The sequence below is a fragment of the Azospirillum sp. UENF 312511 genome, assembly GCF_058780635.1.
The window spans coordinates 1,630,224-1,644,668 of sequence record NZ_JBSNCG010000001.1; the positions used below are offsets into that span (position 1 = coordinate 1,630,224).

The window sequence follows — 14,445 nt, forward strand, 5'->3', positions numbered from 1 at the left end:
GAAGTTCGATAGGATCGATATGGATCATCCTATCTCACCGATAGGATGATCCTATTCATTCCTCAATGCCGGCTTTTCAGGGAGGCCAGACGGTCGGACAGGCTGCTCGGCGCCGGCTTCGCTCCGGTGGCGGCATCGAGCGCCGCCTTGATGTTGGGATCGTCCTCTTCCGGTTTGGAGGGCTTCAGCAGGCGGGCCTTGGCGCTGGATGCCTCCGCCTGGGCAAGATCGCGGGCCGCCGCGTCCTGCATCGCCTTCAACGCCGTGCCGAGGCTGGAGGTGGCGCCGCTCAGCCCCGCCGCCTGCCGGGCCGCCTCTGCCCGCTGCTCGGCCATGTCGCGCTGCTGGGCGGCGCGGCCCATGTCCCGTTCGGCCCGCTGCAACGCGCTGCGGGCGGCCTTCAGCTTACCGCCGGCCTCGGCGTAGGTCGTTTCCAGCATGGTCAGGAACTCGCGCGCGTCCACGGCGTCCTGCTCCTCCCGATCGATGTCCGGAGCCATCTGCTCCAGCATCCCCACCAGCGTTTCCAGGCTCTTTTCAAGCTGGGCCTTGCGGCCGGCGTCGGCTTCCGACTCCATCTGGCGCTGCAGATGCTCGGCGGCGGCCATGCGCTGGCGCGACAACTGGAGGATGGCGTCGGCCTCCTTCTGCTCCTTCTCATAGGCGGCGCGGGCCTGCGCGACCTGAAGGCCGAGGCTGTCCAGATGCTCTTCCATCGTGCGCAGTTCGGCCTCCGTCGCGGCCTTCGGATCCCAGCGCACCAGGGCCTCCACCGCCGACTGGACGGCCTGATCGGTCTTCACCCCGACGAGGTTGCGGATGAACGAGATCATGGTTGCGGTTCCTCTCTGTTTGGGCGGGCCTGTTTGAGCGGGTCTTCAGCCCGCCATGGCTCCGGCGTTCAGCAGCGCGACGGCGATCTGGAGTCCGGCCAGCGCCGTGCCCGCGGCGACATTGCCGGATTCGATCATTGTGCGCAGGTCGCGGAACAGCCAGATGGCGATCAGAAAGGTAATCAATTGCAGCACCAGCGCAACGGCTCCCCAGATCAGGATGTCCGCCAGGACGAGGCTGGTCGCCAGCGTCGCCGCCAGTGGGATCGCCAGCGCCACCATCGTGCCGCCCAGCACCACGCCGGCGGCTTGGTTGCCGCTGGCCAGCAGCTCGCGCTCGTGCAGGGGAGTGATCGCGACGTAGACGGCCACCCCGATCAGGAACAGGGCCAGGGTCGCTCCGAAATGCAGAAGCAGCAGCGGCAGGCCGGATTCGAGGCCCTGCAGGATTTGCGCGACGCTGGTGTCCATGGTGTCTTCCATAGGGGCTGGCGGGATCGGGCGGGAAACGAGGGAGATGGCCTCAAGAAAGGGAGAGCGAGGCGGGGTTGACGTCGATGCCGGCGCGGACCTCCACCCACGCCTCGCCGCCGTCCTCCACCGCCGTGACCAGCACATACTCGGTCCGCGGCGCCGGGTCCGCGGCGCCGGTGGGGGCCGCGTAGAGCATGGCGGTCAGACGGCGGGTGCGGCTGCCGCGGTGGTCGGTCAGCGTCTCGTCGAAGGTGACGGGGGCGATGCGGGACGCGCCGGGCGACCATTGCCGCCCGTACAGCTTGCCGTCCTTGGTCTGGAACTGCGGGTAGCCGATCATCCCGTCGGCAGGGTCCAGCCAGAAGCCCCATTCGTCGTTGTCGGTGGGGTGCACCTCGTCCAGGACGCTGAACCAGCGGCATTCATCCGGTGCGCCCCCGGTTCCCAGATGAAGCTGATAGAAGCCGCTCCCGCCGGGAAGATAAAGCCGGTGCAGGGTCACGCCGCCGCCCGTCAGCGTGCCGACGGCCGCCACGCTGACCATCGAGCCGGCGCCCTCCGGCGCCGTGGCCTTGATCGCGCCGCCGCCCAGCAGGAAGGGCGTGGGATCGGGCGTCAGCGTCATGCCGACGCGGAACAGCGACGGTTCGTAGGACTCGCCGGTGGCCTTGGCCTTCACGATGCCGGCGGCGGTGCTCCAGGGTGAACGGGTCATGGCGGAACCTCCGGATCGGGAGCCCGACGAGCGGCGGCGCAGGACGGTCACGGCCACCACCATCCCCCCGACGAGCACAATCAACAGAAGCAGGGTGCCCAAGCCCCCTCCGGAGCCCCCATCGGACTCTCCTGGGGAAGCCGGCGTCTGCGGCGTGGCCTGCGCGACGTCGCGCGGGATGTCGGGGGGCAGGTAGTTGGGATCGCGCGGCCGGTCCTCCTGCGCGCGCAGGCGGGTGTCGAGATCGTCCAGGCGGCGGCGCAGGTCGGGGTCGTCCTGCGCGCGCCGCTCCGCCTCCGTGCGCCATTCGGCGTAGCCGGGGTCGCCCTGGTGGTTGTGGAACCAGTCGGCGTAGCCGGGGCGCGACAGGTTATCGAGCAGGAACCACAGGAACAGCCCATCCCACAGGCCGAAGCTGGGACGGCTGCCGTAGGCCCAGCCCGGCGGACGCCAGCCGCCGTACCAGCCGCCCGGCCCATAGCCGCCGGTGCGCCGCTGCCCCCAGCCCGCGCCGGAACTCGATCCCCAGCCGCCGCCCTGCCATCCTCCTCCGCCCCAGCCGGACCCGGAAGCGGACCCGGACCCGGAACGGGGAGGCGGCGCGGCGACCGGCGGGGTGCGTTCCCGCTGTTGCTGTTGCTGCTGCGCCCGGTAGCGGTCCAGCGCCTCGCCGCTCGACCGCCGCGACACGCCCAGATCGCCGCCGCCGGACGGCGACCCGCCGGGCAAGCCATAGGACGGCCCGCTCTGGGGACGGCTGTAGCCGCCGCTGCCGGTCGACGGCGTGCGCGACGGGGCGGAGCGGGTGGAGAAGGACGGGGTGCGCACGGCCGGACGGCTGTATCCCCCGCTGGAGCTTCGGCCTCCGCCGGCCCGCGCCTCGACCTCCTGCGGCCAGAGCAGCGCGGCGGTGGCCGCGGCCAGCCCGGCGGGCACCGCCGCAGGGGCGGCGGCGGGCAGCGGCTGGAGCGGCGCCAGCGCCATAAGGACGCTCAGGAACCGGGCGATAATCCGGTGTCGAAGGGGCATGGGGCCTGCGCGCTGCCGTGGATGCACAGCCAGAACACCCTACATGCCCAATTGTTCGCCATCAACCTCTTCGCCGACGGGTTAGCCATGGTGATGCGGCGGTCCGTGCAGAAACCCCGGCGGGGCGTTCATTGCAAAGACCATGAGAAATTCAGGAAATCGCCGCCCCTCCACAGGGCCGGCGGGAGCAAGTTGTAATACCACTTCTATGGCCGGCGGCTGAAAACGTGTCGCAGGCGGAGCGTTGACTTGACGACTCCCAAGGAGGCGACGTAAGACATCTCCGTTCCGCGGAAGTTCCTTCCGGAATGGTAGGACCAGCGGCGTGGCAAGACGCCGCAAGGGCAAAAAAGCCGGGTCCGCGAGCGCGCCCCCCGGTCGGGGAATCGGACGACTGTTGAGCAACCTTGGATGAGAGGACCGCACCGTGCTTGAAGCTTACCGCCAGCATGTCGCTGAGCGTGCCGCGCTCGGAATTCCCGCCCTGCCGCTTTCGGCCAAGCAGACCGAGGAGCTGGTCGACCTTCTCCTGAACCCGCCACAGGGCGAGGAAGCCGTCCTGGTCGACCTCATCACGCACCGCGTCCCGGCGGGCGTCGACGACGCCGCCAAGGTCAAGGCCGCCTTCCTGGCCTCGCTCGCCAAGGGCAACGAGACCTCGCCGCTGATCTCCAAGGTCAAGGCGACGGAGCTGCTGGGCACGATGCTCGGCGGTTTCAACATCAAGCCGCTGATCGACCTGCTGGGCGACGCCGAGTGCGGCGAGGCCGCCGCCGCGGGTCTGAAGACCACGCTGCTGATGTTCGACTACTTCCACGACGTCAAGGAACTGGCCGACAAGGGCAACGTCAACGCCAAGGCGGTGCTGCAGTCCTGGGCCGACGCCGAGTGGTTCACCTCGCGCCCCGAGGTCCCGGCCAGCCTGACGCTGACCATCTTCAAGGTGTCGGGCGAGACCAACACCGACGACTTGTCCCCGGCCCCGGACGCCTGGTCGCGCCCGGACATCCCGCTGCACGCCCTGGCCATGCTGAAGAACCCGCGCCCCGGCATCGTGCCGGAGGAAGCCGGCGTCCGCGGCCCGATCAAGCAGCTTGAGGATCTGAAGGCCAAGGGCAACCTCGTCGCCTATGTCGGCGACGTGGTCGGCACCGGCTCCTCGCGCAAGTCGGCCACCAACTCGGTGCTGTGGTGGACGGGCGAGGACATCCCCTACGTCCCGAACAAGCGCTTCGGCGGCGTCTGCCTGGGCTCCAAGATCGCCCCGATCTTCTACAACACGATGGAAGACGCCGGCGCCCTGCCGATCGAACTCGACGTCTCGCAGATGGAGACGGGCGACACGGTCGAGCTGCGCCCCTACGAGGGCAAGGCGCTCAAGAACGGCGCGGTGATCGCCGAGTTCTCCGTCAAGTCCGATGTGATCTTCGACGAGGTCCGCGCCGGCGGCCGCATCCCGCTGATCATCGGCCGCGGCCTGACCGCCCGTGCCCGTGAGGCGCTGGGCCTCGCCCCGTCGACCCTGTTCCGCCTGCCGTCCTCCCCGGTCGACAGCGGCAAGGGCTTCACGCTCGCCCAGAAGATGGTCGGCCGCGCGGTCGGCCTGCCGGAAGGCCAGGGCGTGCGTCCGGGCACCTATTGCGAGCCGAAGATGACCACGGTCGGCTCGCAGGACACCACCGGCCCGATGACCCGCGACGAGCTGAAGGATCTGGCCTGCCTCGGCTTCTCCGCCGATCTGGTCATGCAGTCCTTCTGCCACACCGCGGCCTATCCGAAGCTGGTGGACGTCAAGACCCACCGCGAGCTGCCGACCTTCATCTCGACCCGCGGCGGCGTCGCCCTGCGTCCGGGCGACGGCGTGATCCACTCCTGGCTGAACCGCCTGCTGATGCCCGACACCGTCGGCACCGGCGGCGACAGCCACACCCGCTTCCCCATCGGCATCAGCTTCCCCGCCGGCTCGGGCCTCGTCGCCTTCGCCGCCGCCACCGGCGTCATGCCGCTGGACATGCCGGAATCGGTGCTGGTCCGCTTCAAGGGCGCGCTGCAGCCGGGCGTCACGCTGCGTGACCTCGTCAACGCGATCCCACTCTACGCCATCCGCCAGGGCCTGCTGACGGTGGAGAAGAAGGGCAAGAAGAACATCTTCTCCGGCCGCATCCTGGAGATCGAGGGTCTGCCCGAGCTGAAGGTGGAGCAGGCGTTCGAACTGTCCGACGCCTCGGCCGAGCGTTCCGCCGCCGCCTGCACCGTCCGGCTCAACAAGGAGCCGATCATCGAGTACATGCGCTCCAACATCACCCTGATGAAGTGGATGATCGCCAACGGGTACGAGGACGCCCGGACGCTCGGCCGCCGCATCAAGGCGATGGAGGACTGGATCGCCAACCCGTCGCTGCTTGAGCCGGACGCCGACGCCGAGTACGCCGCGGTGATCGAGATCGATCTGGCCGACATCAAGGAGCCGATCGTCGCCTGCCCGAACGACCCGGACGACGTGAAGCTGCTGTCGGAGGTTGCCGGCGACAAGATCGACGAGGTCTTCATCGGCTCCTGCATGACCAACATCGGCCACTTCCGCGCCGCCGGAAAGATCCTGGACGGGAAGACCGACATCCCGACCCGCCTGTGGATCGCCCCGCCGACCAAGATGGACGCCCAGATCCTGACCGAGGAAGGCTATTACGGCGTTCTCGGCAAGTCGGGCGCCCGCATGGAAATGCCCGGCTGTTCGCTGTGCATGGGCAACCAGGCGCAGATCCGCAAGGGTTCGACGGCCATCTCGACCTCGACCCGCAACTTCCCGAACCGCCTGGGCATCGACACGCGCGTCTATCTCGGCTCCGCCGAGCTGTCGGCCGTCGCCGCCCTGCTGGGCAAGCTGCCGACCCCGGCCGAGTATCTGGAGCAGGTGAGCGTCATCAACCAGAAGGCCGGCGACATCTACCGCTACATGAACTTCGACCAGATCAAGGAGTTCCAGGACGTGGCCGACACGGTCGCCGCCTGATCCACTCTTCCCCTCCCCCCGCCCAGCGGGGGGAGGCCGGGAGGGGGGCCAAGCACGAGGACTTCTGCGCTAATGAAAAGCCCCGCCGGGATCGCTCCGGCGGGGCTTTTCTTCTTCATTGCCGTGGGTCAACCACAGAGACGCTGAGACACAGAGGATTTGGAGGCGATGCGCCATCCATTGATTCTCTGTGTCTTTGCGCCTCTATGGCTGATCTTCCTTGCGATGCCACTTCTCGCAACTGACCAGCCGATGAGCCGGCCCCTTCACCGATGTCGGGCTGGCAGGATTCTATTCAACTTTCACGCAACACCTGATGCTCGACCATGGCTCGAATGAGTTTGAGCGCCAATGTTCGCCCATCGGCATCAAGTGCAGCAAAAGCAGCCAGCACTTCATCCTGTTCCATTTTCGGCGGTTCTTCCACGCCCAGGATCGCATTCGGCGTGGTCAGAAGCACCCGACAAATCCGCAAGAACGTCTGGAAATCGGGCTCGCGCGCTCCACGCACGTAATTGCCGTAGCGGCCCACATCCAGCCCGGAACGCCGGGCGACTTCCGTGTCCGAAAGCCCGAGTTCTTCGGCGCGTGCCCGCAATGCTCGTCCAACCTCAATCATCGCTGCCAATTTGTTCTGGACGAAAGGGCTTGGGCGACTTACGTTTGGACGAAAATTTTCATACGTATCGTTTAAATGAATTCTGACGATCCGTTGGGAGGTCGCTATGAGCGTGTCCCGATCAGCCCTGCTCGCACCGTTCCTCGTCGCGCAGTTCGCAACCACCCCCGCCTACGCCGACGACCACATATCCGGATATGTCGCCCATCAGCGCTGGCTGCAAGCCGCCGATGTGGCCGCCAACGAGCAGGTTACCCACGAAATTTGCGGTTGGGGCTTCATCGATCTGCGCACGCCGTTCCTACAATCCGCGATCCGCCAGGGTGTCGATGCGCTTCTATGGGACGAGTTGGCCCAGCGATTCGACGGTGCCATCCGCGAGCGGCGGCGGACGGAAGCCATCCTGACCGCCCATGGGGCCAACGCTCCGGCTCAGCGCCTCTCCGGTTTGCACGCCACCGGCGGATGCTCCGAGACGGTGCGGGAGCGCATCCGGCGCTTGACCTCGGCGCCGTCACCCGGTTGACGCCGTCCGCACAAGATAAGCGCGCGGTGACGCCCCCAGTGTCCGTTTGAACATTGTCGTGAAGGCCGCCGGGTTGTCATAGCCGAGATCCAGCGCGACCGTCGTCACCGGAACCCCGGCGACCAGCCGCGGCAGGGCGGACACCAAGCACGCTTGCTGGCGCCATTCGACGAAGCTTAGCCCGGTCTCCCGCCGGAACAGCCGCGTGAAGTTGCGGCGGCTCATGCCCAGACCGTCGCTCCACGCCTCGATCGTCGCCTGGATCGTCGGCTCCTGGAGGAACCGCCGGCAGCGCTCCGCCAGGGCGGCGTGGGCGGGAAAGGGCAGCGACAGCGGCTCCACCGGCAACCGGCGCATCTCGTGCAGAAGCAGGGCCATCACCGCGCCGTCGTGGCTGTCCGGGTCGTAGTCCACCGGCACGTCGATCGCCCGCCCGATCAGACTGCGGAAGAAGGGCGACAGCGCCACCACCTCGCAGCGGCCCGGCATGGTGTCGGCCAACGCGGGGGCCAGATAGAGGCTCTGCGTCATCACCATCCCGATCATCCGGACCTCGTGCGGGACGCCCGGCGGAATCCACAGCCCGCAATGGGGCGGCATCACCCAGCGCCCCTGGGCGGTGGACAGCAGCAGCGTCCCCGTCGCCCCGGACAGCAACTGGCCGCGCCGGTGCGTGTGGGCGGCCAGCACGGTGCCGTCCGCGTGATCCTGTCCCAGGGTGATCAGCGGGCGGGGCGACTCCTCGACCGTCTCGATGCGCAGGTTCCGGACCATGGCCCAGTCTCGTAAGAAATCGGCCTGCCCGCGGTGGCAGGCCGTCGCGGCTCACCATAGGCTGTTGCTCCACACCAAGCAACGCGCCGCCCGCCGGCCAAGCGCCAAACCCGGCCAAGCGCCAAAAAAGGCTTCCTTCCGTGACCGACACCACCCTGTCCCGGCCCAAGGCCGGGGGGACGGCGCTGCCCGTCCTGGGGACGATCAGCGTCTGCCATCTGCTGAACGACCTGATCCAGTCCCTGCTGCCCGCGATCTACCCGATCCTGAAGGGCGGATTCGACCTCAGCTTCGCGCAGATCGGCCTGCTCACCCTGACCTACCAAATCACCGCCTCGCTGCTTCAGCCGATCATCGGGCTCGCCACCGACCGGCGGCCGGCGCCCTACTCCCTGACCATCGGCATGGGGGCGTCGCTGGTCGGGCTGGTCACGTTGGCCTTCGCGCCGAACTACGCGGCGCTGCTGATCGGGGCGACCCTGCTGGGCTTCGGCTCCTCGGTCTTCCATCCCGAGGCGTCGCGGATCGCCCGGCTGGCCTCCGGCGGCGCGCATGGGCTGGCGCAGTCGCTGTTCCAGGTGGGCGGCAACGCCGGCTCGGCGCTGGGGCCGCTGCTGGCCGCCTACATCATCCTGCCGCGCGGGCAGGAGAGCCTGTCCTGGTTCGCGCTCGCCGCCCTGGGTGGCATGGCGCTGCTGACCGGCATCGGACGATGGTACGCGCGCAGCGACCACGCCCGCCCGGCTCGCCGCGGCGCCGCGGTCCGTCACCCCGGCCTGACCCGCGGGCAGGTGAACCGGGCGCTGGCCGTGCTGATGGTGCTGATCCTGTCCAAATACGTCTACCTGGCCTGCCTCACCAGCTACTACACCTTCTTCCTGATGGAGCGCTTCGCCATGGCGCCGGACTCGGCGCAGCTCTGCCTGTTCGTCTTCCTGGCGGCGGTGGCGGCGGGGACGATCATCGGCGGGCCGGTCGGCGACCGGATCGGGCGCAAGACGGTCATCTGGATCTCGATCCTCGGCATCCTGCCCTTCACGCTTCTGCTGCCCCATGTCGGGCTGACGGCGACGGTCGCGCTCAGCGCGGTGATCGGGCTGGCCCTGGCCTCGGCCTTCCCCGCCATCATCGTCTACGCGCAGGAACTGATGCCCGGCCGCGTCGGCATGGTTTCCGGGCTGTTCTTCGGTCTGGCCTTCGGCATCGGAGGCATGGCCGCCGCCGGGCTCGGCGTCCTGGCGGATTGGAAGGGCATCGGCTTCGTGTTCCAGGCCTGCTCGGTCGTTCCCCTGCTCGGCCTGTTCGCCGCGCTGCTGCCCAACGTTTCCCCGCACAAGGACTCCTGACCCCCCTGAAGGCCGCGCCGTCCCTGGCGGCGCGGCCTCCCCTTCGTGGAATTCCCACAAATCCGTCATGGTCATGTTGCAAATGCGAATCATTCTTATTATCATTTGGCGCAGGCCGGACGTTCTCGCCTTTGCTTGCCGGCCCTGATCCGATTGGCCCACAGGATTGCCCAGAGAGAGACCATGAACGTCACGATCATCTATGGCTCCGACGGCGGCGCGACCAAGTCGGTCGCCTCGCGCATCGCGAAGAAGATTCAGGGAAAGACCGTCGACATCGCCCGCGCCTCCGCCGCGGATTTCGAGAATTGCGACCTGCTGATCCTCGGCGCGCCGACCTATGGCGTCGGCGATCTGCAATGCGATTGGGAGGCCAATTTCGGCACGCTGAAGGCCGCCAACCTGAACGGCAAGAAGGTCGCCCTGTTCGGCACCGGCGATCAGGTGACCTACCCGGAGTCCTTCGTGGACGCCATGGGCACGCTCTACGATCAGGTGGTGGCGCAGGGCGGGGTCGTCGTCGGCTTCACCGACACCACCGGCTACGAGCATTCGGGCTCCACCGCGGAACGCGACGGGCGGTTCGTCGGGCTGGCGCTCGACCAGGACAACCAGTCCTCCCAAACCGACAAACGGATCACCGCATGGATCAGCCAACTGGCGTGATGCCCCATGATGGGTTGGCCCATGATGGGTTGGCCATGCCTGTCCATCTGCTCGGTCACCATCTGTACGAGTACAGCAAGGGTGTCCGGCCCATGGTCATGATGACGCTCAGCACGCGGGACGCCGACACGGTGACCCGCAAGCTGGCGGAGCGGTTCGTCGACTACCACGTCCAGACGGTGACCGAGGCCAAGGTCAACGTCTTCTTCGGCAACCCGGCCTGCGTCGCGATGGTGCGCAGCGTCGTGCGCAAGCCGCTGAACCAGTTGACGCCGGAGGAGGACTTCATCCTCGGCACCCTGCTCGGCTACGACCGCGAGCAGCAGTGCCGGCGCTTCCTGGCCATGGCCCATGCCGGAAGAGAGGGGGCCGGAAGGGAGGGGGCCGGGCGGGACGGGGCCGGGCGGGACGGGGCGGTGTCCTGATCCATCCGTCAGGACACCGTCTCCACCATCCGGAAAAAGGCCGTTTCGGCCTCGACAGGCCGGGCCGCCGTCGTCCAGACTGCTTCCCCAAATAGAATGGAAAACAATCAAGGGGAGGCAGGGATGGCGGCGGCTCCGTCCGGGATGATGTTCGAGAATCCCACGAACGGCCAGCGGGAGGCGGTGACCAACCGCGAGATTCTCTGGGCCTTTCTGCTCGGACCCGTCTACTTCGCAAAAAAGGCCGAGTGGCTGCACGCCGCAATTCACGCGGCCCTGATCCTCATCTCCATCCCGCTGTGGCCGGTCGGCGCCCTGATGACGCTGGGCGTCTGGGTCGGCTACGCCTGCGCGGCGCCGACGATCCTGGAATACCGGTACCAGAAGATGGGGTGGGAGAAGGTCGCGGGCTGAGATGTGACGGGGCGCCGTCGCTGGTGCCCCCACCCAACCCTCCCCCACGTCGTAGGGGAGGGATTCCGAGCCGCCAAGTCACGCGGTCGCGCCGAACTCCTCGGGAGTCAGCACCAGCACGCCGTCCTCGTCGGCGAAGACCAGATCGCCGGGGTTGATGCGGATGCCGGCCAGAGTCACCGGCAGATCCTTCTGGCCCTCGCCGTTGCGGACGGTCTTGCGCGGGATCGCCGCCAGCGCCTTGATGCCGAGGTCCAGCGTGGCGAGCACGGCGGCGTCGCGGACGCAGCCGTGAATGACCACGCCCTCCCAGCCGTTCTTCACCGCGTCCTTGGCGATCAGGTCGCCCATCAGGGCGGCGCGCAGGCCGCCGCCGCCGTCCACCACCAGCACCTTGCCCCGACCCGGCGTGCCCAGCACCTCCTTGACGCGGGAATTGTCCTCGAAGCACTTCACGGTCACCGCGGCGCCGCTGAATTTGCAACGCTGGCCGAAATCGCGGAAGACGGGGTCGGCGACGCGGGCGGTCTTCTCGAACCGGTCGTAGAGGTCGCAGGTGCTGTCGAAGTCGGTCATGCGCTTTCGCTCCCCTCCTTTAGGTATTGGCGGAAGAATACCCACAGATCGGCAATGGTCAATCCTCCGGGGCGGCGATGGCCCCCGTGCTGGTGCGCTCCAGGATGGCGCTGCGGCGGAAGCGGTAGAGTTCGGCGGGGCGCCCGCCGGTCTGGCTCTCATACTGGCCGGTCGGCTCCACCAGCCCGCCGGAGATCATCAGACGCCGGAAATTCTGCTTGTGCAGCCGCTCGCCGGACAGCGCCTCCACCACCTGCTGAAGCTGGTGCAGGGTGAAGGTCGGGGGCAGCAGCTCGAACACGATGGGGCGGTACTTCAGCTTGCCGCGCAGCCGTTCCAGCGCCGTCGCCAGGACGCGGCGGCCGTCGCGGGCCATCGGGCGGCCCAGCGCGCGGGGCATCTCCAGCCGCACCGTGCGCTCCTCCACCCCCGCCCGGCGGGCCAGGTCGTGGTCGCGGAACGCCTCCACCACCAGCCCGGCCTCGTAGAGCAGTTCGTAGCGCTCCAGCACCCGTTCGGAGTCCCACTCCCCGCCGTCCAGGGCGAAGGCCATGCGGGCGCGCTCGCCGCGGCGGGCGCGGGCGGGCTCGTCCGGCGCCGCGGCAACCCAGCGGGCCAGCGCCGGGCGGATTACCGAATCGAGCAGCGCCGGCGGCGAATCGCGCCAGTCCTCCCAGGGGAAGAACTCGTACAGGCCGCGCCACTCCGCACCGTCGATGCACAGCGGCGCCTCGCGCAGCAGCGCCAGATAGCCGACCACCAGCGACCGCGGGCCGCCGAACAGCTCGTGCGGGTCGCGGTAGCGGTCGCCGAAGCTGTAAAGCTGCTCGACATAGCGCAGGGTCAGCCCGGCCGCGTCCTCCGCCACCGCGCGCAGGCCGTCCTGAAGCGTGCGGAAGCGTTCGGGATCGAAGGGGGCGCCCGGCAGGGCGTCGCGGTGGGGCGGCGGCTCGTCGCCGCGGCGGTGCGATTCGGGAATCTCGAAGCCGCTGCGCACGGTCACCACGCGCGGCTCGGCGCCGTTCGCCGGGGACACGCCCACCGAAACGATGGCCGCCGTCAGGCCGATTTGTGTTTCCGAGCCGATCCGTGTTTCCAAGCCGATCCGTGTTTCCCCTGCCACGCGCCACCCCGTTGCCGATCCGTCGGCGGCAGGATAAGCGGCCCGCCGCGGCAAATCACCGGTCTTTCCGCCGGGTACCCCCGTGAAATCTCGCCGCAAGCCGGCCCGGCATGACACTTTTGTGACTCCCCACGGGCGCCGGGGATGTTACACCAGCCGCGACGCTGAGGCTCGCGCGCGTCCGTGCGGGTCCCCAGCAGTGCAGGCCGGCGTAAGTTGGAGAACCACGCATGCTGAATTTGTTCCGGGCCCTGATGCCGCGCGAAGAACGGTTTTTCGACCTGTTCGCCGAGCATGCCCGGACCGTCGCCACGGGCGCCGAGGCGCTGCGGGCGATGATGGCCAGCGGCCAGGACCTGGAGGAGCGGTTCCAGACCATCCGCCGGGTCGAGAGCGAGGCCGACGCCATCGAGAAGGAGATCCAGCTCGCCGTCCACCGCACCTTCATCGTGCCCTTCGACCGTTCGGACATCCAGGAACTCGGCAAGCGGATGGACGACGTGCTCAACCTCATCGAGGAGACCGCGCGTCACCTCGTGGAGGCGGGCTTCACCGACTACACACCGGAAATGCACGCCCAGGCCGATGCCATCGTGCGCTGCACCGCCCGGCTGAGCGCGGGGATCCCCCTGCTCCGCGACATCCCCAAACACGTCGAGCAACTCCACGCGATGACCGCCGAGGTCTCGCGGATCGAGAGCGAAGGCGACCGGCTCCTGCGCGAGGCCAATCACCGGCTGCGCGACGAGAGCGGCGGGCTCGACTCCCCCATCACCCACCGTCACGCCCTTCAACGCGAGATCATCGAGCTGCTGGAACGCGTGCTCGATGCGTGCGAGGACGTGGCCGACACCATCGACGGCATCATCGTCGAACAGGTCTGATCCCATGGAAGCCGCTACCCTCGCCCTGCCCATCCTCATCGGGCTGATCGGCGTCGCCCTCCTCTTCGATTTCCTCAACGGGCTGCACGACGCGGCCAACTCCATCGCAACGGTCGTCTCCACCCGCGTGCTGTCGCCGCGGACCGCGGTCGCGATGGCCGCCTTCTTCAATTTCATCGCCTTCCTGTTCTTCGGGCTGCATGTGGCGACCACCATCGGCACCGGCATCGTCGGGGCGGGGGTGGTGGATCCGCACGTCATTTTCGGCGCGCTGATGGGCGCCATCGTCTGGAACGTCTTCACCTGGTGGCTGGGCATCCCGTCCAGTTCCTCCCACGCGCTGATCGGCGGCCTCGTTGGGGCCGGCGTGGCGAAGGCCGGGCTGGACGCCGTGGTGGTGTCCGGTCTGGCGAAGACCGCCGCGGCCATCGTGGTCTCGCCGGTGGTCGGCTTCCTGCTGGCCAGCGTGATGATCGTGGCGGTGTCCTGGATATTCCGGCGCAGCACGCCTTTCGCGGTCGACCGGCTGTTCCGCCACATCCAGATCGGCTCCGCCGCGCTCTACAGCCTGGGACACGGCGGCAACGACGCGCAGAAGACCATGGGCATCATCGCCGTCCTGCTCTATTCGCAGGGTATGCTGGGGGACACCTTCCACGTGCCCTTCTGGGTGGTCATCACCTGTCAGGCCGCGATGGGGCTGGGCACGCTGTTCGGCGGCTGGCGCATCGTCAAGACCATGGGCTCCAAGCTGACCGACCTGAAGCCGGTCCAGGGCTCCTGCGCGGAGACCGGCGGCGCCATCACGCTGTTCGTCGCGACGTGGCTCGGCGTGCCGGTCAGCACGACCCACACCATCACCGGGGCGATCATCGGCGTCGGCGCCGCCCGCCGCACCAGCGCGGTACGCTGGGGGCTGGCGCAGGGCATCGTCATGGCCTGGGTCATCACCCTGCCGGCGACCGCCGTCGTCGGCGCGCTCTTCTACGAGCTGTCGCTGGCGCTGTGGTGACAGACCCGGCGGGGCC

At 68.3% G+C, this 14,445-nt stretch carries 15 protein-coding genes; 8 read left to right on the forward strand and 7 right to left on the reverse strand.

The features are described 5' to 3' along the window. Nucleotides 1–62: 62 nt before the first annotated feature. The 3 genes from ACWPN7_RS07600 to ACWPN7_RS07610 are packed head-to-tail and all read right to left on the reverse strand — an operon-like array spanning nt 63 to nt 3,006. Nucleotides 63–833, reverse strand: a complete 771-nt coding sequence (locus ACWPN7_RS07600) for a hypothetical protein (protein WP_014197641.1) — start codon at nt 831–833, stop codon at nt 63–65. A gap of 45 nt (nt 834–878) precedes the next feature. Beyond that, nucleotides 879–1,304: a DUF350 domain-containing protein gene (locus ACWPN7_RS07605; RefSeq protein WP_201044316.1), complete on the reverse strand. Its 426-nt coding sequence runs from the start codon at nt 1,302–1,304 to the stop codon at nt 879–881. Between the two features lie 52 nt (nt 1,305–1,356). Beyond that, entirely contained in the window at nt 1,357–3,006 is a 1,650-nt protein-coding gene (locus tag ACWPN7_RS07610; RefSeq protein WP_349620542.1) for a DUF2491 family protein, read from the reverse strand. A gap of 472 nt (nt 3,007–3,478) precedes the next feature. On the opposite strand from ACWPN7_RS07610, the gene acnB reads away from it, so the two are divergent. Then, nucleotides 3,479–6,064 (forward strand): bifunctional aconitate hydratase 2/2-methylisocitrate dehydratase, encoded by a 2,586-nt coding sequence (gene acnB, locus ACWPN7_RS07615; protein ID WP_103041409.1) that lies wholly within the window; start codon nt 3,479–3,481, stop codon nt 6,062–6,064. 295 nt (nt 6,065–6,359) lie between these two features. Here acnB and ACWPN7_RS07620 read toward each other — a convergent pair whose 3' ends face one another. Next, nucleotides 6,360–6,683, reverse strand: coding sequence for a helix-turn-helix domain-containing protein (locus ACWPN7_RS07620; RefSeq protein WP_247875032.1), 324 nt, complete (start codon nt 6,681–6,683; stop codon nt 6,360–6,362). A gap of 106 nt (nt 6,684–6,789) precedes the next feature. On the opposite strand from ACWPN7_RS07620, the gene ACWPN7_RS07625 reads away from it, so the two are divergent. Continuing rightward, nucleotides 6,790–7,209, forward strand: coding sequence for a hypothetical protein (locus ACWPN7_RS07625; RefSeq protein ID WP_200776656.1), 420 nt, complete (start codon nt 6,790–6,792; stop codon nt 7,207–7,209). Here ACWPN7_RS07625 and ACWPN7_RS07630 read toward each other — a convergent pair. Further along, complete coding sequence (locus ACWPN7_RS07630) at nt 7,198–7,983, reverse strand: AraC family transcriptional regulator (protein ID WP_200776657.1); 786 nt, start codon at nt 7,981–7,983, stop codon at nt 7,198–7,200. The two genes, ACWPN7_RS07625 and ACWPN7_RS07630, sit on opposite strands and share 12 nt — an antisense overlap. Nucleotides 7,984–8,123: 140 nt before the next feature. On the opposite strand from ACWPN7_RS07630, the gene ACWPN7_RS07635 reads away from it, so the two are divergent. From ACWPN7_RS07635 to ACWPN7_RS07650, 4 genes are all read left to right on the forward strand, one after another. Then, nucleotides 8,124–9,329 (forward strand): MFS transporter, encoded by a 1,206-nt coding sequence (locus tag ACWPN7_RS07635; RefSeq protein ID WP_040135069.1) that lies wholly within the window; start codon nt 8,124–8,126, stop codon nt 9,327–9,329. 183 nt (nt 9,330–9,512) lie between these two features. Next, complete coding sequence (gene fldA, locus ACWPN7_RS07640) at nt 9,513–9,995, forward strand: flavodoxin FldA (protein WP_103041405.1); 483 nt, start codon at nt 9,513–9,515, stop codon at nt 9,993–9,995. Nucleotides 9,996–10,030: 35 nt separating this feature from the next. Continuing rightward, nucleotides 10,031–10,420: a DUF2023 family protein gene (locus ACWPN7_RS07645; protein WP_451998900.1), complete on the forward strand. Its 390-nt coding sequence runs from the start codon at nt 10,031–10,033 to the stop codon at nt 10,418–10,420. Nucleotides 10,421–10,543: 123 nt separating this feature from the next. After that, nucleotides 10,544–10,834, forward strand: coding sequence for a hypothetical protein (locus ACWPN7_RS07650; protein ID WP_040135076.1), 291 nt, complete (start codon nt 10,544–10,546; stop codon nt 10,832–10,834). A gap of 78 nt (nt 10,835–10,912) precedes the next feature. On the opposite strand, the gene rraA is transcribed toward ACWPN7_RS07650, so the two are convergent. Together rraA and ACWPN7_RS07660 are read right to left on the reverse strand one after the other, a co-directional pair. Continuing rightward, the gene (gene rraA / locus ACWPN7_RS07655; protein ID WP_137105509.1) at nt 10,913–11,410 is read right to left on the reverse strand and encodes a ribonuclease E activity regulator RraA; all 498 of its coding nucleotides are present in this window, start codon (nt 11,408–11,410) and stop codon (nt 10,913–10,915) included. A gap of 58 nt (nt 11,411–11,468) precedes the next feature. After that, on the reverse strand, nt 11,469–12,509 hold the full coding sequence (locus ACWPN7_RS07660) for an NUDIX hydrolase (protein WP_349620538.1): 1,041 nt from the start codon (nt 12,507–12,509) through the stop codon (nt 11,469–11,471). Between the two features lie 254 nt (nt 12,510–12,763). On the opposite strand from ACWPN7_RS07660, the gene ACWPN7_RS07665 reads away from it, so the two are divergent. Together ACWPN7_RS07665 and ACWPN7_RS07670 are read left to right on the forward strand one after the other, a co-directional pair. Continuing rightward, nucleotides 12,764–13,417, forward strand: coding sequence for a DUF47 domain-containing protein (locus ACWPN7_RS07665; RefSeq protein WP_014197657.1), 654 nt, complete (start codon nt 12,764–12,766; stop codon nt 13,415–13,417). Between the two features lie 4 nt (nt 13,418–13,421). Next, nucleotides 13,422–14,429 (forward strand): inorganic phosphate transporter, encoded by a 1,008-nt coding sequence (locus ACWPN7_RS07670; protein WP_200774765.1) that lies wholly within the window; start codon nt 13,422–13,424, stop codon nt 14,427–14,429. Nucleotides 14,430–14,445 lie beyond the last annotated feature (16 nt).